The sequence below is a fragment of the Pseudaquabacterium inlustre genome (assembly GCF_038066595.1).
In the GTDB taxonomy this organism is placed as follows: Bacteria; Pseudomonadota; Gammaproteobacteria; order Burkholderiales; family Burkholderiaceae_C; genus Pseudaquabacterium; species Pseudaquabacterium inlustre.
In genome coordinates this window covers 159,316-179,146 of record NZ_JBBUTH010000009.1, presented here as the reverse complement: position 1 = coordinate 179,146, position 19,831 = coordinate 159,316, and the positions used below count along the sequence as shown (strand labels likewise).

Here is a 19,831-nt window from a genome sequence, read left to right as displayed (position 1 = left end):
AGATACCGGATCAGGCGCGCTCGCCCACCCAGGCGGCCACGCTGGCCAGGGCCTGGGGCAGGCCGGACGGATCGGTGCCGCCGGCCATCGCCAGGTCGGGCTTGCCGCCGCCCTTGCCGCCCACCTGCTGGGCGACGAAGTTCACCAGCTCGCCGGCCTTGAGCTTGCCCACGCTGTCGGCGGTGACGCCGGCGGCCAGCTGCACCTTGCCGCCATCGACCGCGGCCAGCACGATGGCGGCGGTCTTGAGCTTGTTCTTCAGCTGGTCCATCGTGGTGCGCAGCGTGGCGGCGTCGGCGCCTTCCAGCATCGCGGCCAGCACCTTCAAGCCCTTGACGTCCACCGCCTGCGCCACCAGGCCGTCACCCTGCGACGAGGCCAGCTTACCCTTCAGCGCGGCCAGCTCCTTCTCGAGCGCGCGCACCTGCTCCAGCACGGCGTTCACACGCGCCGGCACCTCGGTGGGCGTGACCTTCAGCGTGCCGGCCACACCACCCACGGTGCTTTCCAGCTGCTGCAAATAGGCCAGCGCGTTGTCGCCGGTCACCGCCTCGATGCGGCGCACGCCGGCGGCCACGCCGCCTTCGGCCACCACCTTGAACAGGCCGATGTCGCCAGTGGCCTTGACGTGCGTGCCGCCGCACAGCTCCTTGCTGCTGCCGATGCTGAGCACGCGCACCGTTTCGCCGTACTTCTCGCCGAACAGCATCATCGCGCCGCTCTTCTGCGCGTCATCAATGGCCATCACCTGGGCCTGCGTGCCGGCGTTGGCCAGGATCTCGGCATTCACCAGGGTCTCGATGCGGCGGATCTCGTCGTCCGTCACCGGTTGGTTGTGCGAGAAGTCGAAGCGCGTGCGCTCGGGCGTGACCAGCGAGCCCTTCTGCTGCACATGGGCGCCCAGCACCTCGCGCAGGGCCTTGTGCATCAGGTGGGTGGCGCTGTGGTTGCGCACGGTCTTGGCGCGGCGCTCGGCATCCACCTTGGCGACGAAGCTGTCGCCCACGGCGATGCTGCCTTCCAGCACGCGGCCCTGGTGGCCGGCCACATCGGCCTGGATCTTGGTGGTGTCCTCGATCTGCACGCGGGCCACGGCATTGCGCAGCTCGCCGGTGTCGCCCACCTGGCCGCCGCTCTCGGCGTAGAACGGCGTGTGGTCGAGCACGATCACCACGTCATCGCCCGCCTTGGCCTGCTGCACCGGGCTGCCGTCGATGTAGAGCGCCGTCACTTTCGAGGTCTCGCACTGCAGGTGCTCGTAGCCATGGAAGGTGGTGGGCGCGCCGTCGTAGCTCAGGCCGGCGGCCATCTTGAACTTGGCAGCGGCGCGGGCCTGCTCGCGCTGGCGGTTCATCGCCGCCTGGAAGCCGGCCTCGTCGACCGCCACGCCACGCTCGCGGCACACATCGCCGGTCAGGTCGACCGGGAAGCCGTAGGTGTCGTGCAACTTGAAGGCGGTGTCGCCGTCGATGGTCTTGGTGCCCGACTTGTCCATGTTGGCGAGTGCCGCCTCCAGGATCTCCATGCCGTGGTGGATGGTCTGGAAGAAGCGCTCTTCCTCGGTCTTCAGCACCTCGGTCACGCGCTGGGCGTCGCGCGCCAGTTCCGGGTAGGCCTCGCCCATTTCGGCGGCCAGGGCCTTGACCAGGGTGTGGAAGAAGGGCTTGCGCGCACCCAGCTTGTAGCCGTGGCGGATGGCGCGACGGGCGATGCGGCGCAGCACATAGCCGCGGCCTTCGTTGCCGGGGATCACACCGTCGGTGACGATGAAGCTGCAGGCGCGGATGTGGTCGGCGATGACCTTCAGGCTGGGGCTGCTGGCATCGCAGTCGTTGCCGGCCGGGCTGGCGGCGTCCACGGCCTGCTTGGCCGCGGCCAGCAGGTTCACGAACAGGTCGATCTCGTAGTTGCTGTGCACATGCTGCAGCACCGCGGCCAGGCGCTCCAGGCCCATGCCGGTGTCCACGCTGGGCTTGGGCAGCTTGTGCATCACACCGTCTTCGGTGCGATTGAACTGCATGAACACGTTGTTCCAGATCTCGATGTAGCGGTCGCCGTCCTCGTCGGGCGATCCGGGCGGGCCGCCCGCCACCTCGGGGCCGTGGTCGTAGAAGATCTCGGTGCACGGGCCGCAGGGGCCGGTGTCGCCCATCATCCAGAAGTTGTCGGACATGTAGCGGCCGCCCTTGTTGTCGCCGATGCGCACGATGCGCTCGGCAGGCACGCCCACCACCTTGTTCCAGATCTCGTAGGCCTCGTCGTCCTCGGCATAGACGGTGACCCACAGCTTGTCGGACGGCAGCTTGAAGTGCACCGTCAGCAGCTCCCAGGCGTAGCTGATCGCGTCCTTCTTGAAATAGTCGCCGAAGCTGAAGTTGCCCAGCATCTCGAAGAAGGTGTGGTGCCGCGCGGTGTAGCCCACGTTGTCCAGGTCGTTGTGCTTGCCGCCGGCGCGGATGCACTTCTGGCTGGTGGTGGCCCGGCTGTACGGCCGCTTGTCGAAGCCCAGGAACACGTCCTTGAACTGGTTCATGCCGGCGTTGGTGAACAGCAGCGTCGGGTCGTCGCCGGGGATCACCGGCGAGCTGGCGACGATGGCATGGCCCTTCGACTCGAAGAACTTCAGGAACGTGGAGCGGATCTCGGCGGCTTTCATCGGGTCGGGCGGTGCCTGGTGAGGGGTTCGAGGGTGCGTTCGCGCGGCGCACGCCAGCAAGGCGCACGGAACCCGCGATTTTAGGCCCTGGGCGAGCGCCGCCCGGGGCGGTGGCCGATCAGGCCGTGACCCGGTGCTGTTCGAGGAAGGCGAACACGCGCTCGTCTTCGCACCAGGCCACGTTGAAGCGCATCCAGCCGGTGGGTGCCAGGGTGGCCGAGAACAGGTGGCCGGGGCCCAGCAGGATGTCGTGCTCGGCGGCCATGTTGGCGATGGCGGCCGAATCGGGCAGCCCGGTGTGCCGCGCCCACAGGAACATGCCGGCCTTGGGCTCGGCAAAGATCTCGAAGCCGAGCGCGGCCAGCCGCCCGGCCACGCGCTCATGCGCCTGGCCCAGGCGTTCGCGCAGCGCCTTCAGGTGCTTGCGCCAGCGGCCCTCGGTCAGCGCGCCGTAGACCAGGCGCTCGGTGAACTCCGACGAGGTCAGGCCGGCGGTCATCTTCAGTTGCGCCAGGTCTTCCACCAGTTCGGGGTCGGCCACCAGGTAGCCCACGCGCAGGTTGGGCGAGATGGTCTTGGAGAAGCTGCTGACATGGATGACCCGCGACAGCTGGTCCAGGCTGGCCAGCGAGGGGCGCGGCGCGGGGTCGAGGTCGGCATAGATGTCGTTCTCGACGATGACCACATCATGCTTCTCGCACAACTGCAGCACGCGGTGCAGGTGCGCCAGCTGGGCCACCGAGCCGGTGGGGCTTTGCAGCCGCGGCTGGGTGAAGAACACGCGCGGCCGGTGGTCGGCGATCAGGCGCTCCAGCGCGCCCAGGTCATAGCCGCCCGGCGTGCGCGGCACGCCCACCAGCTGCGCGCCCATGAAGCGCAGGCAGAACAGCAGGTTGGCATAGCCAGGGTCGTCGACCAGCACCACATCGCCCGGTCGCACCAGACGGCGCGCGGCCAGGTCGAGTGCCTGGCTGGAGCCCTGGGTGAGCAGCACCTGCTCCGGGTTGACGGCGATCTCCTGCTCGGCCAGCGCATCGCGGATCAGGCGACGCAGCTCGGGGTAGCCCTTGGGGTCGCCGTAGCCGCCCAGGTCCAGATCCTCGGCGGCCAGGCCGCGCAGGCTGCGCTTCAGGCCGTCCTCGAACAGCCAGTCGCCGGGCAGCCAGCCGCAGCCGGGCTTCATCGACAGGTGCCGGTTCTCGAAGATCTTGCGCAGGTACCACATGGCGTCGAAATCGGCGCCACCGGCCTGCGGCGACTCGCTGGCCCGGCCCACCGCCGACGCCCCGACGCGCTTGCGCACGAAAAAGCCCGAGTGCGGCCGCGACACCAGCCAGCCCTGGGCCACCAGACGGTCGTAGGCCTCGACCACGGTGAACACGCTGACCTCGTGCGCATGCGCGAACTGCCGGATCGACGGCACCTTGGTGCCGGCGCGCAGCGATCCGTCCTCGATCAACCGGGCCAGGCCCTCGACGATCTGGGCGACCAGGGGCACGGAGGACTGCGGATTGAGCGTGAACATCGGGAACCGGGCGTGGGCGGCGATCTGTACTGGGCACGACGCCTGCACAGTGCATCGGCCCCGGCGCGCAAGCTGTACATGGTAGCGCCCAGGCCGGCTGCCTAGAGTGGGCGGCATGCTGCCGGCACTGTCGGCACCCCCACCCGCCCTGCCCTGTCCGAGGTTTCCATGCAACGCGATTCCCAGCTCCACGACGCCGCCCGCACCAACGAGATCCTGATGGCACGTCGCCGCGCCGCCCTGCCCAAGGGCATGGGCCAGAGCCACGAGATCTTCGTCGACCGTGCCGAGAACGCCGAGGTGTGGGACGTGGAAGGCAAGCGCTTCATCGACTTTGCCGGTGGCATCGCGGTGCTGAACACCGGCCACCGCCACCCGGCGCTGGTGCAGGCCGTGCAGCAGCAGCTGGGCCGCTTCACCCACACCTGCTTCCAGGTGCTGGCCTATGAGAGCTATGTGGAACTGGCCGAGCGCCTGAACGCCAAGGCGCCCGGTGACTTCGCCAAGAAGAGCTTCTTCCTGACCACCGGCGCCGAGGCCGTGGAAAACGCGGTGAAGATCGCCCGCGCCCACACCAAGCGCGCCGCGGTCATCGCCTTTGGCGGCGGCTTTCACGGCCGCACGCTGATGGGCATGGCGCTGACCGGCAAGGTGGCGCCGTACAAGGCCGGCTTCGGCCCGTTCCCGGCCGAGGTCTACCACGCCAAGTACCCCTGCGCCTTCCACGGCGTGAGCGTGGCCGACGCACTGGCCTCGCTGGAAGCCATCTTCAAGTACGACGTCGAGCCTGCCCGCGTGGCGGCCATCATCCTGGAGCCGGTGCAGGGCGAAGGCGGCTTCTATGCCGCGCCGGCCGAGTTCGCGATCGCGCTGCGCCGGCTGTGCGACCAGCACGGCATCGTGCTGATCGCCGACGAGGTGCAGACCGGTGCCGGCCGCACCGGCACCTGGCTGGCCTGCGAGCAGTGGGGCCCCGAGGCCGTGCCCGACCTGATCACCATGGCCAAGAGCCTGGCCGGCGGCATGCCGCTGTCGGCCGTGATCGGCCGCGCCGAGATCATGGACGCGCCCGGCCCCGGCGGCCTGGGTGGCACCTATGCCGGCAACCCGCTGGCGACCGTGTCGGCCCTGGCTGTGCTGGAGGCCTTCGAGCGCGACGACCTGCTGGCGCGCAGCCGCCAGGTGGGCGCGCTGCTGACCGACGGCCTGAAGGCCATCGCGGCCAGGCACAAGGTCATCGCCGACGTGCGCAGCCACGGCGCCATGGTGGCCATCGAGCTGTGCCAGGACGGCGACGCGCACCGCCCCGATGCGGCGCTCACCAGCGCCATCGTCAAGGGCGCGGCCCAGGCCGGGCTGATCCTGCTGTCGTGCGGCGTCTATGCCAACGTGATCCGCATCCTGGTCCCGCTGACGGCCTCGGACGCGTTGCTGGCCGAGGGCCTGGGCATCCTCGCCGAGCAGTTCGACAAGCTCGGTTGAATGGGGCACCCGGTCGCCGGGTACGGCGACCACCCGCCGAGCGGGTGCTCAGGCGGCCCGGCGCTCGCCTGAGCGCCCGTCCTCACGCCTGCGCCACGGCCCGCACCGTGTCCAGAAACGCCTGCAGCGCCGCCAGGTCGCGCTGCGTGCGCCACAGGCAGTGCGTGTCGTAGGGCGCCAGCGGCGCAGCCAGCGGGCGGAACACCACGCCCGGCAGGCCGGCCTGCTGCAGCGCTGCGGGCACCAGGCCCACGCCCAGGCCCTGGGCGATGACCGACACCACGCTGAGCCAGTGGCGCAGCTCGAAACGCAGGTCGGGCTCGAAGCCGGCCTCGGCGCACGCGGCCAGGATGCGGTCGTGGTAGTCGGGTGACACGGCGCGCATGATCAGCGCGAAGGGCGCGCCGGTCAGCTGCTTGAGTTCCAGCGCCTCCGCCCCCTCGACCGCCAACGCGTGGCCGGCCGGCAGACAGGCCATGAAGGCTTGGCTGGACAGCAGGATCTGCGAGAAGCCCGGCGGCACGCGCGGCGTGTGCACGAAGCCCAGGTCCAGCCGGTCCTGCGCCAGCTCGGCCAGTTGCTCGGCCGAGCTCAGCTCGTGCAGGCTCAGGCGCAGCCGCGGATGCGCCGCGGCAAAGCGCTGCAGCACCTGCGGCAGGCCGCGGTACAGCACCGTGCCGGCAAAGCCGATGCGAAGGCTGCCGGCCAGGCCCAGGCCCACGTCGCGGGCCTCGCGCGCGGCGGCGCCGGCCTGCTCCAGCAGGCTGATGGCGCGCGGCAGCAGCGCCGCGCCCGCGGCGGTGATCGCCACCCCGCGGCTGTTGCGCTCGAACAGGCGCGCACCCACCGAGGCCTCCAGCTGCTGGATGGCGGTGGTCAGCGGCGGCTGGGTCATCGCCAGGCGGGCGGCAGCGCGGCCGAAGTGGCGCTCCTCGGCCAGCGCGACGAAGCAGCGCAGGTGGCGCAACTCCATGAATTCGTCCTGCATATTGATCAATCGGTAATCAATATTAGACAGCTATTCATCACGCCACCACAATCGGCGCCATCGCAGACTCATCCAAGCAAGAGAGACACGCCATGGCCGCCACCTCCGCCAAGTTCCAATGGGACGATCCGCTGCACCTGGACAGCCAGCTGACCGATGACGAGCGCGCTGTGCGCGACGCCGCCCGCGCCTACTGCCAGGAGCGCCTGCTGCCGCGCGTGACCGAGGCCTTCCGCCACGAGCGCACCGACCGCGCCATCTTCAAGGAGATGGGTGAACTGGGCCTGCTGGGCGCCACCATCCCCACCGAGTACGGCGGCGCCGGCCTGAACTACGTCTGCTACGGCCTGGTGGCGCGCGAGGTGGAGCGCGTGGACTCGGGCTACCGCAGCATGATGAGCGTGCAAAGCTCGCTGGTGATGGTGCCGATCAACGAGTTCGGCACCGAGGCGCAGAAGCAGAAGTACCTGCCCAAGCTGGCCACCGGCGAGTGGGTGGGCTGCTTCGGCCTGACCGAGCCCAACCACGGCTCCGACCCCGGCAGCATGGTGACGCGCGCCAAGAAGGTGGACGGCGGCTACAGCCTGTCGGGCGCCAAGATGTGGATCACCAACAGCCCGATCGCCGATGTGTTCGTCGTGTGGGCCAAGGACGAAGGCGGCCAGATCCGCGGCTTCATCCTCGAGAAGGGCTGGAAGGGTCTGAGTGCCCCGGCCATCCACAGCAAGGTGGGCCTGCGCGCCAGCATCACCGGCGAGATCGTGATGGACGAGGTCTTCGTGCCCGAGGAGAACGCCTTCCCCGAGGTGCGTGGCCTCAAAGGCCCATTCACCTGCCTGAACAGCGCGCGCTACGGCATCGCCTGGGGAGCACTGGGCGCGGCCGAAGACTGCTTCCACCGTGCCCGCCAGTACGTGCTGGACCGCAAGCAGTTCAACCGCCCGCTGGCCGCCAACCAGCTGATCCAGAAGAAGCTGGCCGACATGCTGACCGAGATCACCCTCGGCCTGCAGGGCTGCCTGCAACTGGGCCGCATGAAGGACGCCGGCACCGCCGCGGTCGAGATCACCAGCATCATGAAGCGCAACAGCTGCGGCAAGGCGCTCGACATCGCCCGCCTGGCCCGCGACATGATGGGCGGCAATGGCATCAGCGACGAGTTCGGCGTGGCGCGCCACCTGGTGAACCTGGAGGTGGTGAACACCTACGAGGGCACGCACGACATCCATGCGCTGATCCTCGGCCGCGCGATCACGGGCATCCAGGCATTCAGCTGATCTTGTGCCGATCGCGTCGCCCAGGCGGCTTCGCGGCCGGCCTGGGCGGGCGATGATCCGCCGACCCTGAACAAAGGAGAAACCTTGAGCGGTCCCAAGCTGTTGGATGGCGTGCGCGTCCTGGATCTGTCGCGCGTGCTGGCCGGCCCCTGGTGCGGCCAGTTGCTGGCCGATTACGGTGCCGATGTGGTCAAGGTCGAGCGCCCCGGTGCCGGCGACGACACACGCGGCTGGGGCCCGCCGTGGTGGGGCGATCCGGCCACCAAGACCTCGGCCTACTACCTGAGTGCCAACCGCGGCAAGCGCTCGATCGCCATCGACATCGCCACGCCCGAAGGTGCGGCCCTGGTGCGTCAACTGGCCACCGAGGCCGACGTGGTGCTGGAGAACTACAAGGTCGGCCAGTTGGCCAAGTACGGGCTGGACTACCCCAGCCTGAAGGCGCTGAACCCGCGGCTGATCTATGCCTCGGTCACCGGCTATGGCCAGACCGGGCCGTACGCACCGGCGGCAGGCTACGACTTCGCCATCCAGGCCACCGGTGGGCTGATGAGCGTCACCGGCGAGAAGGACGGCGTGCCCGGCAGCCAGCCGCAGAAGGTGGGCGTGGCCGTGGCCGACCTGTTCACCGGCGTGTACACCGCCACCGCGGTGCTGGCGGCCCTCATCGAGCGCGGCCGCACCGGCCAGGGCCGTCACATCGACGCCGCGCTGCTCGACACCCAGGTGGCCATGCTGGCCAACCAGGCCAGCAACCACCTGATCGGCGGCCTGCGGCCCAAGCGCATGGGCAATGCGCACCTGAACGTGGTGCCCTACCAGGTGTTCGCGACGAAAGATGGCCACATCGTGCTGGCCGTTGGCAATGACGGCCAGTTCGCCCGCTTCTGCCAGCTGGCCGGCCACGCCGAGGTGGCGCGCGACGAGCGCTTCACCACCAACGCCGGGCGCATCGGCCACCGCGACATCCTGATCCCGCAGCTGGCCGAGTGGATGCTGACCCGCACCACGGCCGAATGGACCGCGCTGCTGGAGCCGAACGCCGTGCCCTGCGCACCGATCCTGGAGCTGCCCGAGGTGTTCCAGCATCCGCAGGTGCAGCACCGCGGCATGCGCATCGAGCACCACGGCATCCCCAGCGTGCCCACGCCGATGCGTTTCGACAACGAACGGCCGGTGGCCGAGTTGCCGCCGCCGGGCCTGGACGAGCATGGCGAGGCCATCCGCACGGCGCTGGCATCGGGCCTGAACTGGCCGCCCGCACCGCGCTGAGCCCACGGCAGGCACCAGCCCCAGGCGCCAGGCACCAGCCTGGCGCTTTGCTTTGGGCGTCCCGTTTCGGCACGCACCATTGGGGTGATCGTGTATTGGGCGTCCGGCCGGTACAGTGCCGAAACTGTCCGTTCTGTCTGTACATGGCGGTGGTGTGACAGGCGGGCCTACAGTCCGCATCGCCGTAGCCAGTCCCTGTTGCCGACCCCACCATGCCGCCCGATCTCTTCACCCGCACCGACACGCTGGTCGCCTTCCGTGGCGTGCAGAAGACCTACGACGGCGAGACGCTGGTCGTCCGCTCGCTCGATCTGGACATCCGCCGCGGCGAGTTCCTGTCGCTGCTGGGCCCCTCGGGCTCGGGCAAGACCACCTGCCTGATGATGCTGGCGGGCTTCGAATCGCCCACCGGCGGCGAGATCACGCTGGACGGCGTGCCGATCACCCGCACCCCGCCGCACAAGCGCAACTTCGGCATGGTGTTCCAGAACTACGCGCTGTTTCCGCACATGACGGTGGCCGACAACGTGGCCTACCCGCTGACCGTGCGCAAGGTGCCCAAGGCCGAGATCGCCTCCCGCGTGACCAAGGCCCTGGCCATGGTGCAACTGGGCGGCCGCGACCGCGCCTACCCCAGCCAGCTCTCAGGCGGCCAGCAGCAGCGCGTGGCGCTGGCCCGCGCGCTGGTGTTCGAGCCGCAGCTGGTGCTGATGGACGAGCCGCTGGGCGCACTCGACAAGCAGCTGCGCGAGCACATGCAGATCGAGCTGAAGGAACTGCACCGCCAGCTGGGCGTGACCTTCGTCTACGTCACGCACGACCAGCACGAAGCGCTGACCATGAGCGACCGCGTGGCCGTGTTCAACGACGGCGAGATCCAGCAGATCGACGCGGTGGAGCGCCTCTATGAGACGCCCAGCAACCGCTTCGTGGCCGGCTTCGTCGGTGACAGCACGCTGCTGACCGGCCACATCGGCGCGGCCCAGCACGACAGCTGCGAACTGGTGCTGCCCACCGGCGAGCGCCTGGCCGGCATCAATGTCAACAACGCGCTGCCCGGCGCGGCGGTGGTGGCCTCGGTGCGGCCCGAGCGCATCGAGGCGCACTTCACGCCGCCCGTGCACACCGCCAACACGCTCAAGGCGGCCGTCAACGACGTCATCTACTTCGGCGACCACCTGCGCCTGCGCTGCGCGCTGGCCGGCCAGGAGCAGGCCACGGTCAAGCTGCCGCTGTCGGCCGGTGAGCAGCCGGTGGCCGGCCAGACCGTGTGGCTGCACATTCCCACGCCCTACCTGCGCGTGTACGTCTGAGCGTTCGATCCCCGTTCCATCCCGAGCCCGGACCACCGGGCCATTCCACTCCCTTCCACCCCGACCTGTCCCCAGGAGTTGCATTGACCATGACGAAACTCGCCCGCATCGCCGCTGCCGTCGCCGCCACCACGGCGATGGCCCTGCCCGCCACCGCGGTGTTCGCGCAGAACCTCACCGTCGTCAACTTCGGCGGCGCCAACGGCGCCGCGCAGAAGAAGGCCTTCGTCGAGGCCTTCGAGAAGGCCAACGCCGGCGCCAAGATCACCGGCGTGGAATACAACGGCGAGCAGGCCAAGATCAAGGCCATGGTCGAGACCAAGAAGATCACCTGGGACGTGGTCGAGGTGGAAAGCCCCGACGTGAGCCGCGGCTGCGACGAAGGTCTGTTCGAGAAGCTCGACTACGCCAAGATCGGCGCCAAGGCCGACTTCACGCCCGCCGCGGTGCACGAGTGCGGCATCGGCATCTTCGTGTGGTCGACCGTGATGGCCTACAACGGCGACAAGTTCAAGACCGCGCCCACCACCTGGGCCGACTTCTGGGACACCCAGAAATTCCCCGGCAAGCGCGGCCTGCGCAAGGGCGCCCGCTACAACCTCGAATTCGCGCTGATGGCCGATGGCGTGAAGCCCGGTGACGTCTACAAGGAACTGGCCACCAAGGCCGGCGCCGACCGTGCCTTCAAGAAGCTCACCGCGCTGAAGCCCAGCATCCAGTGGTGGGAAGCCGGCGCCCAGCCGCCGCAGTTCCTGGTGGCAGGCGATGTGGCCATGACCACCGCCTACAACGGCCGCATCGACGCCGCCCAGCGCGAAGGCAAGAACCTCAAGATCACCTGGACCGGCGGCATCTACGACCTGGACTACTGGACCATCGTCAAGGGTACGCCCAACAAGGACGCCGCGCTGAAGTTCATCGCCCTGGCCTCCAGCGCCGATGCCCAGGCCGAGTACGCCCGCCACATCAGCTACGGCCCCACCAACACCAAGGCCCTGGCCAAGCTGGACGCCAAGGTGCTGGAAAAGCTGCCCACCGCCCCGGCCAACGCCAAGGACGCGCTGCAGTTCAACATCAAGTTCTGGGCCGACCAGGGCGAGGAACTGGAAAAGCGCTTCGCCTCCTGGGCCGCGCAGTAAGCGCCTGGCCTGACCTCGGGTTCTTCATCCCTGCGTGAGTTGTCCGCCATGAGCACAGCCGCCCTTCCTGCGATCGGTTCGCCCGCGTTGCGCCAATCGCTGCACCGCGCCGAGACCCGGCGGCGCACGGTGGCCGTGCTGCTCACGTTGCCGCTGCTGGTCTTCCTGCTGGTGACGCTGCTGGTGCCCATCGGCGCCCTGCTGATGCGCGCGGTGGAGAACCCCGAGGTGGCCGCGGCGCTGCCACGCACCGGTGAAGCCCTGTCGGGCTGGGACCGGCACGGCACGCCGCCGGCCCCGGCCTTTGCCGCGGTGGCCGCCGATCTGGCCGCCATCGACGACGGTGCCCAGGCCGGTGGCCTGGCGCGCCGCCTGAACACCGAGGCCTCGGGCGCACGCTCGCTGGTCATGTCCACTTATCGCGCCGTGCGCGACAAGGACGCCTGGCCCGCCACCCTGCCCGCCGCCGACGTGCAGCAGCGCATGCTGGCACTGGACGAACGCTGGGGTCAGGCCAAGTACTGGCAGGCCATTGCCAAGAACGCCAGCCGCTGGACGCCCGACTACTTGCTGACCTCCATCGACCTGAAGCGCCAGCCCGAGGGTGGCATCGCCCGGGTGGAGCCCGAGCAACGCGTGTTCGGCCGCATCCTGCTGCGCACCTTCGAGATCAGCCTCACCGTCACGCTGTGGTGCCTGCTGCTGGCCTATCCGCTGGCCTACTGGCTCAGCACGCTCAAAGCCCGCCAGGCCAACCTGCTGATGATCCTGGTGCTGGTGCCGTTCTGGACCAGCATCCTGGTGCGCGTGGCCGCCTGGATCGTGCTGCTGCAGCGCGAGGGCCTGGTCAACAAGAGCCTGATGGCGCTGAGCGTGATCCAGGAGCCGTTGGCCCTGCTGTTCAACCGCACCGGCGTGGTCATCGCGATGGTGCACATCCTGCTGCCCTTCATGATCCTGCCGCTGTACAGCGTGATGAAGAGCGTGCCGCCCACCTACCTGCGCGCAGCCGTGTCGCTGGGCAGCGCGCCGCTGGCGGCCTTCTTCCGCGTGTACGTGCCGCAAACCTATGCCGGCATCGGCGCAGGCGCGCTGCTGGTGTTCATCCTGGCCATCGGCTACTACGTCACGCCGGCCCTGCTGGGCGGCGCCGACGACCAGATGCTCAGCTACTACATCGCCCAGTACACCAACGTCGACATCAACTGGGGCATGGCCTGCGCGCTGGGCGCCGTGCTGCTGGCGGCCACGCTGGCGCTGTACGGCATTTACCGCAAGCTGGCGAAAGCCGAACTGAGCCTGGGCTGACATGTCCACCCCCACGTCGCTTCGCGCCGTACCCCCCGCGGGGGTGCTCAGCCGCCTTGGGGCGGCCCGGCGCCGGCTGAGCTGATCCGACCATGAGCATCGCCACATTCGTTCGCCCCCAGTTCCCGGCCTACTACACGCCCATCGACAAGGCCGGCTGGTGGGCCCTGCGCGCCGTGGGCATCGGCCTGCTGCTGTTCCTGCTGCTGCCCATCCTGGTGATCGTGCCGCTGAGCTTCTCGGCGAGTTCCTTCCTGGCCTACCCGATGCCGGGCTGGAGCCTGCAGTGGTACCAGAACCTGTTCACCAGCGCCGACTGGGCGCGCGCGGCCAAGAACAGCTTCATCGTCGCGCCGGCGGCCACGCTGATCGCCACCGTGCTGGGCACGCTCACGGCCGTGGGCCTGGCGCGCGTGCAGTTCCCCGGCAAGGGCGCGCTGATGAGCGTGCTGATCGCGCCGATGGTGGTGCCCATCGTGGTGGTGGGCGTGGCCTGCTACCTGTTTTTCGCGCGCCTGGGCCTGGCCGACAGCTACATCGGCCTGATCGTCGTGCATGCGGCGCTCGGCGCGCCCTTCGTTGTGACCACGGTGCTGGCCACGCTGCAGGGCTTCAACCACAACCTGGTGCGCGCATCGCTGAGCCTGGGCGCTGATCCGGTGACCACCTTCTTCCGCGTCACGCTGCCGGTGATCGCGCCAGGCGTCATCAGCGGCGCGCTGTTCGCGTTCGCCACCTCGTTCGACGAGGTGGTGGTCACGCTGTTCATCGCCGGGCCCGAGCAGGTGACCCTGCCGCGCCAGATGTTCACCGGCATCCGCGAGAACATCAACCCGACGATTGCCGCGGTGGCCACGCTGCTGACGATCTTCACCACGGGCCTGATGCTCACACTCGAGTGGATCCGTGGCCGCCGCGCATGACGACCGAACGCCAACTCAACCAGCCGCTGGGCGGCAACGACATGCCGCGCTTCGGCGGCATCGCCAGCATGATGCGGCTGCCGGTGGCCACCTCGCCCGAGGGCCTGGACGCCGCCTTCATCGGCATCCCGCTGGACATCGGCACCAGCCACCGCCCAGGCGCGCGCTTCGGCCCGCGCGCCATCCGGGCCGAATCGGCCCTGCTGCGCCCCTACAACATGGCCACCGGCGCCGCGCCCTTCGATGCGCTGCAGGTGGCCGACCTGGGCGACGTGCCGATCAACACCTATTCGCTCGACAAGTCGCTGGCCACGATCACGGCCTTCTACGCCCGCGTGCTGGCCGCCGGCTGCGTGCCGCTGACGCTTGGCGGCGACCACACCATCGCGCTGCCGATCCTGCGCGCCATCGCGGCCCAGCACGGCCCGGTGGCCCTGGTGCATGTGGACGCGCACGCCGACGTCAACGACACCATGTTCGGCGAGCGCATCGCCCACGGCACACCCTTCCGCCGCGCGGTGGAGGAAGGCCTGCTGCAGGGCGACAAGGTGTTCCAGATCGGCCTGCGCGGCACCGGCTATGCGGCCGATGATTTCGACTGGCCGCGGCAACAGGGCTTCACCGTGGTGCCGGCGCACGAGGTCTGGTGGCAGTCGCTTTCGCCGCTGATGGCGCGCGTGCGCCAGACCATCGGCGATGTGCCCTGCTACCTCAGCTTCGACATCGACGGCATCGACCCGGCCTATGCCGGTGGCACCGGCACGCCCGAGATCGGCGGCCTGACCGTGCCGCAAGCGCTGGAGATCGTGCGCGGCTGCCAGGGCCTGAACCTGGTGGGTGCCGATCTGGTGGAGGTGTCGCCGCCCTACGACCCCAGCGGCAACACCGCGCTGCTGGGCGCCAACCTGCTCTACGAGATGCTGTGCGCGCTGCCCGGTGTGCCGCACCGTTGACTTCCCCGCCGGGCGCCCGCCCGGCCGCCATCCCCCGCTCCAGCGACAAGATACACACCCCGATGCAACAGGCCGACACCCCCGCCATGCCCCAGCCGGGCCAGAATGACCGGCTCAACGGAGAAACCGCCATGGACATGAAGAGCTCACCGCTGGCCGCGCTGAACGACCCCACGCTGCTGAAGACCGATGCGCTGATCGCTGGCGAATGGGTGGGCGGCAACAGCCGCTTCGACGTCACCGACCCCGCCACCGGCCTCAAGCTCGCCGATGTGGCCAACCTGGGCCCGATCGAGACGCACGACGCCATCGTGGCGGCCGAAAAAGCCTGGCCGGCCTGGCGCGCCAAGACCGCCAAGGAGCGCGCCGCCATCCTGATGAAGTGGTTCCACCTGCTGCACCAGCATGCCGACGACCTGGCCCGCATCATGACCGCCGAGCAGGGCAAGCCGCTGGCCGAGGCACGCGGTGAAGTGGGCTACGGCGCCAGCTTCCTGGAGTGGTTTGCCGAGGAAGCCAAGCGCGTCTATGGCGAGACCATCCCCACCACCGACGGCAACAAGCGCTACCTGGTGGTCAAGCAGCCGATCGGCGTGTGCGCGGCGATCACGCCGTGGAACTTCCCGATCGCGATGATCACGCGCAAGGTGGCGCCGGCCCTGGCCGCCGGCTGCCCGGTGATCATCAAGCCCGCCGAGCAGACGCCGCTGTCGGCCCTGGCCTGCGCCGAACTGGCCCAGCGCGCCGGCATGCCCGCGGGCGTGCTGAACATCGTCACCGCCGACGGCCCGCAGTCCATCGAGGTGGGCAAGGTGCTGTGCAGCAGCGGCGTGGTGCGCCACCTGTCGTTCACCGGCTCCACCGAGGTCGGCCGCATCCTGGCCGCGCAATGCGCGCCGACGATCAAGAAGCTCAGCCTGGAACTCGGCGGCAACGCGCCCTTCATCGTCTTCGACGACGCCGACATCGACTCGGCCGTGGAAGGCGCGATGGTCAGCAAGTACCGCAACGCCGGCCAGACCTGCGTGTGCGCCAACCGCCTGTACGTGCAGGACAAGGTGTACGACGCCTTTGTCGAGAAGCTGGCCGCCAAGGCCGGTGGCATCCAGGTGGGCAACGGCTTCGACAAGGGCGTGAACCAGGGCCCGCTGATCGACGACCAGGCCATTGCCAAGGTGGAGGGCCATGTGGCCGACGCCGTGGCCAAGGGCGCGCGCGTGGTGGTGGGCGGCGAACGCATCGGCGATCGCTTCTACACGCCCACGGTGCTGGCCAACGTCACCGGCGACATGCTGTGCGCCCGCGAGGAAACCTTCGGCCCGGTGGCGCCGGTGTTCCGCTTCGAATCCGAGGCCGAGGTGATCGAGCTGGCCAACGCCACCGAGTTCGGCCTGGCCAGCTACTTCTACAGCCGCGACGTGGGCCGCATCTTCCGCGTGGCCGAGGCACTGGAGTACGGCATGGTGGGCATCAACACCGGCCTGATCTCCACGGCCGAGGTGCCCTTCGGCGGCGTCAAGCAATCGGGCCTGGGCCGCGAAGGCGCGCACCAGGGCATGGACGACTATGTCGAGCTGAAGTACCTCTGCCTGGGCGACATCCTGAAATAACGACAGCCCCTCGCCCGGTCTTGCGCCGGCTGAACGCCGGAAAGCCCGGTCGGTCCCCCGAGGGGATGGCGATGCTTGCGGCATTGAGCCGCAAGCACATCGCCTCGCGGGCCGGCTTGGGAGCGGCCCGGCGCTCGGCCCTCAATACCCCGAGCTTCACTCGTCGTTGGCGGCCATCGCGCCGCCGCGTGGCGTGAGGCCGGCACGCCCCAGCGTGGGCGCCTCCCCGGCCTGGGCCATGGCCCGGCGCAGAAGGGCATCGGCCTCCTTGCCATGCTCGGGGTACTGGGCCACGCCCACGTTCACCGCCACGGCCACGTCCTGACCGGCCACGGTGAACGGCCGCTGCAGCGACTGCGCCAGCTTGGCCGCCACACGCGGGCCGTCGGCTGCGCTGTCGATCCAGGCCAGCAGCACGGCGAAGCTGTCCTGCCCCACCGAGGCCACCACGTCGCTGGCACGCAGGCCCGAGCGCAGGCGCACAGCCACCTTGCGGCGCAGCACATTGGCCGATTCAGCGCCCAGGCGCGCCTCGGTGGCGGCCAGGCCGTCGATGCGCAGCGCCAGCAGCGCCATGGCCGCCGGCTCGCGCTCGCGCAGCGCCAGCAGGTGGGTCATGTGTTCCATCAGCTGCTGGTGGTTGGGCAGGCCGGTGGCCAGATCGGTGGCGTAGGCCTTGCGCGCCATGCGCTCCAGGCGCTTGCGCTCGACGGCCAGGCGCACGGCACGGCCCAGCGCCTCCACGCCCAGATCGCGCTGGGGCAGCACGTCCTGCACACCCAGGCGCACCAGGCGCAACGCATCGGCCGACGCCGGCTCGGGCGCCACCACCAGCACGGCGGCATCGATCACGGCGCGCGGCAGCTCGGCCCAGCCGGCCAGCGCGGTCAAGGGCTCGGCCAGATCGGCGCCGATGACCAGCGCGTCGCAATGGTGGTGTTCGAGCGCCAGCGCCAGTTCGGCCCGGTCGGCGCAGGGATGCACCACGAACGGCCCGAACACCGAGGTGGACAGATCGGGCGCGCCACGGCCCAGGAACAGCAGTTGAATCGGCTCGCTCATGATGGATGGCCGCATGATGCCCGATGCCGGGGCCGCGGCGCCACGCAGGGAAGTACGGGGACGGACATGCCCGCATCCACGCACGGAACATGCCGGCGGCATGGCTAGAATGCGGCCTACACCCGGCGGGCGTAGTTCAATGGTAGAACTTCAGCTTCCCAAGCTGACTACGTGGGTTCGATTCCCATCGCCCGCTCCATAGTTTCGTAAGTCCTTGATCTGTCAGGGGCTGCCGCCCGACTCGGGCGGGCGCTGGTGGTGGTGTCCCAATGGGGTATCCCACGTGAGTCAGCGCCTTCATCTGCGCCGCCGGTCCAGCGGCGTGTACGCGGTTCGCTTCGTCGTCCCCGAGCGCCTGCGCGCCACCATCGGCTGCAGCGAGGTTCAGCGCAGCACGGGCTGTCGTGATTTGGCGGTGGCCAAGATCGTGGCTGCCGAGATGGCTGCTCACTGGCATCGCACAATCGCGAGCCTAATGACGATGGACCCGCAGAAAGTTCTCCACGGCAGCATGGACCTCCTGGGCGACGGCACCCTGCCCCTCGTGGACGCCGCCAAGCTGCTGGGCGCCGAACTGGTGGACCTCACCAATCGCTTGGTCTACCGCCACGCACGCTTCTTGGTCGAGGCGAAAGACTGGTCGGGGTGGGTGCTGGACGACATCACCGAACTGGACCACGAGCAGGACGAGAGCGGCTACCTGGTGTCTGTGGACATCAGCGACGGTGCGTTGCAGCAACTGGGCCAGGAGCGCATCGTGAGCCGGCAGCTGGAGCTCTACCTCCCGAGCGACGCGGTGCGCGTCGTGCAGGCCGCAGCGGGTGCCAAAGTTGCGCTCTTTCGGTTTTCAGCCACTGGCCTCTCGAGGGTCGGCTTTGTGCTGCCCTACCCCGGTGTCGTCCTCGTCGCCGATCAACTCCTCGTGCGACGGCTGGACGTCGAGTCGTTGCGCCGGTCTTTGAGTCCACAACTGCGGCAAGTTGATCCAGGGGAGCCAGGCCATGCGTCGCCCGTCTCACCGGCACACGATAGCGGATTCGCGATCCCACGGCACGCGAAGAAGCGGCTGTCCGAACTGGCGAGCCTGTACCTGGACAAGCGCGCTGGGCACTGGAAGCCCGATGAGCTCAGGCGGCAACGCGACGCCTGCGGCGCACTGGTGGCTTTCACAGGCGACGCACTGTTGAGCGAAGTCGACCGAGAGATGCTCTGGAGCGTCTCCGACCAACTGCGTCGGCTGCCGCACCGCCGACATCTTGTCGAAGCACCCAAGCTGAGCGACGGTACGACCGACTGGCACGCACTGGTGCGCCTCGCCGGCGAGCGTTCGATGCCGACCGCAACGGCGGGCTCGGTTGAGCGCCTCGTGGAGGACATGAGCTCGATCATTGCCTTCGGCGTCAGGATGGGCTGGCTGATGCAGAACCCCGCAGCCGAGTTTGCCGCAGAGGTGTTCGAGTCCATGGGCGGTACCCGTCGCCAAAGCCACCAGCAGCGTGAGCAGTTCAGCGATGAGGACCTCGGCAAGATCTTCGGCGTGGAGTGGTTCGTCGCCGGCGTCGGGCGCCGGACGCCGCAGGGCATCTTCCATAGCTACAGACCGCACTACTACTGGCTGCCTGTGCTTGCCTTGTTCACCGGCGGCCGGATCAACGAGCTGTCGCAGCTGTACCTGGACGACATCAAGGAGCTTGAGCCCGGCCTGTGGGTGATCGACTTCAACCTTGCGAACCCCGACAAGCAGAACAGCGACGACGACGACATCGCGCCGGACAAATCACTGAAGACCGTCGCAGCAGAGCGGCAAGTGCCGATCCACAGCAAGCTCTTGGAGCTTCGTCTGCTGGACTACGTCGCCGCATTGCGCATCGCCGGCCACCAGCGGCTGTTCCCCGAACTCACACATCACCCCGACAAGGGCTACGGCAAGGCGGCGAGCAGTTGGTTCAACGAGCGCTTCCTCGGCAAGCGGCTGAAGCTGCCGCGCGATGGTCGGAAGGTGTTTCACTCGTTCCGGCACACAGTGAACACCGCGCTGGAGCGGGCTGGCGTACCCGACAAGGCGTCCAAGCAGTTGCTCGGCCACTCTCTGAAGGCCCAGGCCGGGGCCAGCGCGCACTACATCAAAGCGCGCGAGGCGGCGGAACTTCTCCCTCACATCGAGGCGCTGCAATTCGACAACGTCACACCGGCCAGGTTCGACGTCGCCGCGGGAGTCGAGGCAGTCGGCCATGCGCTGCGCCTGAAGGAATCGCATCAGCGGTCTCGCTGACCCACTCGCCTGGGTGGTGCTCGCGCTCCTGCGCCGATGGTGCAGGGCACA

General features: G+C 69.0%; 14 protein-coding genes and 1 tRNA gene. 11 read left to right on the top strand and 4 right to left on the bottom strand.

The genetic code is table 11. The features are described 5' to 3' along the window. Positions 1-10 precede the first annotated feature (10 nt). Together alaS and AACH10_RS18250 are read right to left on the bottom strand one after the other, a co-directional pair. A complete protein-coding gene (gene alaS / locus AACH10_RS18255) occupies positions 11-2,656 on the bottom strand; it encodes an alanine--tRNA ligase (RefSeq protein ID WP_341411916.1) in 2,646 nt (881 codons plus the stop codon). Between the two features lie 118 nt (positions 2,657-2,774). Then, the gene (locus tag AACH10_RS18250) at positions 2,775-4,181 is read right to left on the bottom strand and encodes an aminotransferase-like domain-containing protein (RefSeq protein ID WP_341411915.1); all 1,407 of its coding nucleotides are present in this window, start codon (positions 4,179-4,181) and stop codon (positions 2,775-2,777) included. A gap of 168 nt (positions 4,182-4,349) precedes the next feature. On the opposite strand from AACH10_RS18250, the gene gabT reads away from it, so the two are divergent. Then, entirely contained in the window at positions 4,350-5,663 is a 1,314-nt protein-coding gene (gene gabT, locus AACH10_RS18245) for a 4-aminobutyrate--2-oxoglutarate transaminase (protein WP_341411914.1), read from the top strand. Between the two features lie 82 nt (positions 5,664-5,745). On the opposite strand, the gene AACH10_RS18240 is transcribed toward gabT, so the two are convergent. After that, positions 5,746-6,636, bottom strand: a complete 891-nt coding sequence (locus tag AACH10_RS18240) for a LysR substrate-binding domain-containing protein (RefSeq protein WP_341412314.1) — start codon at positions 6,634-6,636, stop codon at positions 5,746-5,748. A 107-nt stretch (positions 6,637-6,743) separates the two neighbouring features. On the opposite strand from AACH10_RS18240, the gene AACH10_RS18235 reads away from it, so the two are divergent. The 8 genes from AACH10_RS18235 (at position 6,744) to AACH10_RS18200 (ending at position 16,446) form a co-directional block, all read left to right on the top strand. Next, complete coding sequence (locus AACH10_RS18235; RefSeq protein ID WP_341411913.1) at positions 6,744-7,928, top strand: acyl-CoA dehydrogenase; 1,185 nt, start codon at positions 6,744-6,746, stop codon at positions 7,926-7,928. 84 nt (positions 7,929-8,012) lie between these two features. Continuing rightward, a complete protein-coding gene (locus AACH10_RS18230) occupies positions 8,013-9,200 on the top strand; it encodes a CaiB/BaiF CoA transferase family protein (protein WP_341411912.1) in 1,188 nt (395 codons plus the stop codon). 212 nt (positions 9,201-9,412) lie between these two features. After that, positions 9,413-10,513 carry an ABC transporter ATP-binding protein gene (locus AACH10_RS18225; RefSeq protein WP_341411911.1) on the top strand — a complete coding sequence of 367 codons (1,101 nt, stop codon included), beginning with the start codon at positions 9,413-9,415 and terminating at the stop codon, positions 10,511-10,513. Between the two features lie 89 nt (positions 10,514-10,602). Next, complete coding sequence (locus tag AACH10_RS18220) at positions 10,603-11,652, top strand: ABC transporter substrate-binding protein (RefSeq protein WP_341411910.1); 1,050 nt, start codon at positions 10,603-10,605, stop codon at positions 11,650-11,652. A gap of 48 nt (positions 11,653-11,700) precedes the next feature. After that, a complete protein-coding gene (locus AACH10_RS18215; RefSeq protein ID WP_341411909.1) occupies positions 11,701-12,960 on the top strand; it encodes an ABC transporter permease in 1,260 nt (419 codons plus the stop codon). 92 nt (positions 12,961-13,052) lie between these two features. Next, the gene (locus tag AACH10_RS18210) at positions 13,053-13,883 is read left to right on the top strand and encodes an ABC transporter permease (RefSeq protein ID WP_341411908.1); all 831 of its coding nucleotides are present in this window, start codon (positions 13,053-13,055) and stop codon (positions 13,881-13,883) included. Further along, positions 13,880-14,836, top strand: a complete 957-nt coding sequence (gene speB / locus AACH10_RS18205; RefSeq protein ID WP_341411907.1) for an agmatinase — start codon at positions 13,880-13,882, stop codon at positions 14,834-14,836. The genes AACH10_RS18210 and speB overlap by 4 nt, the downstream gene beginning before the upstream one ends. Before the next feature lie 131 nt (positions 14,837-14,967). After that, the gene (locus AACH10_RS18200) at positions 14,968-16,446 is read left to right on the top strand and encodes an NAD-dependent succinate-semialdehyde dehydrogenase (protein ID WP_341411906.1); all 1,479 of its coding nucleotides are present in this window, start codon (positions 14,968-14,970) and stop codon (positions 16,444-16,446) included. A gap of 156 nt (positions 16,447-16,602) precedes the next feature. Here AACH10_RS18200 and AACH10_RS18195 read toward each other — a convergent pair whose 3' ends face one another. Further along, positions 16,603-17,508, bottom strand: a complete 906-nt coding sequence (locus tag AACH10_RS18195; protein WP_341411905.1) for a GGDEF domain-containing protein — start codon at positions 17,506-17,508, stop codon at positions 16,603-16,605. A 125-nt stretch (positions 17,509-17,633) separates the two neighbouring features. On the opposite strand from AACH10_RS18195, the gene AACH10_RS18190 reads away from it, so the two are divergent. Both AACH10_RS18190 and AACH10_RS18185 read left to right on the top strand, forming a co-directional pair. Beyond that, positions 17,634-17,707: transfer RNA gene (locus AACH10_RS18190), tRNA-Gly, on the top strand. Between the two features lie 84 nt (positions 17,708-17,791). Continuing rightward, positions 17,792-19,780, top strand: coding sequence for a DUF6538 domain-containing protein (locus AACH10_RS18185; protein ID WP_341411904.1), 1,989 nt, complete (start codon positions 17,792-17,794; stop codon positions 19,778-19,780). Positions 19,781-19,831 lie beyond the last annotated feature (51 nt).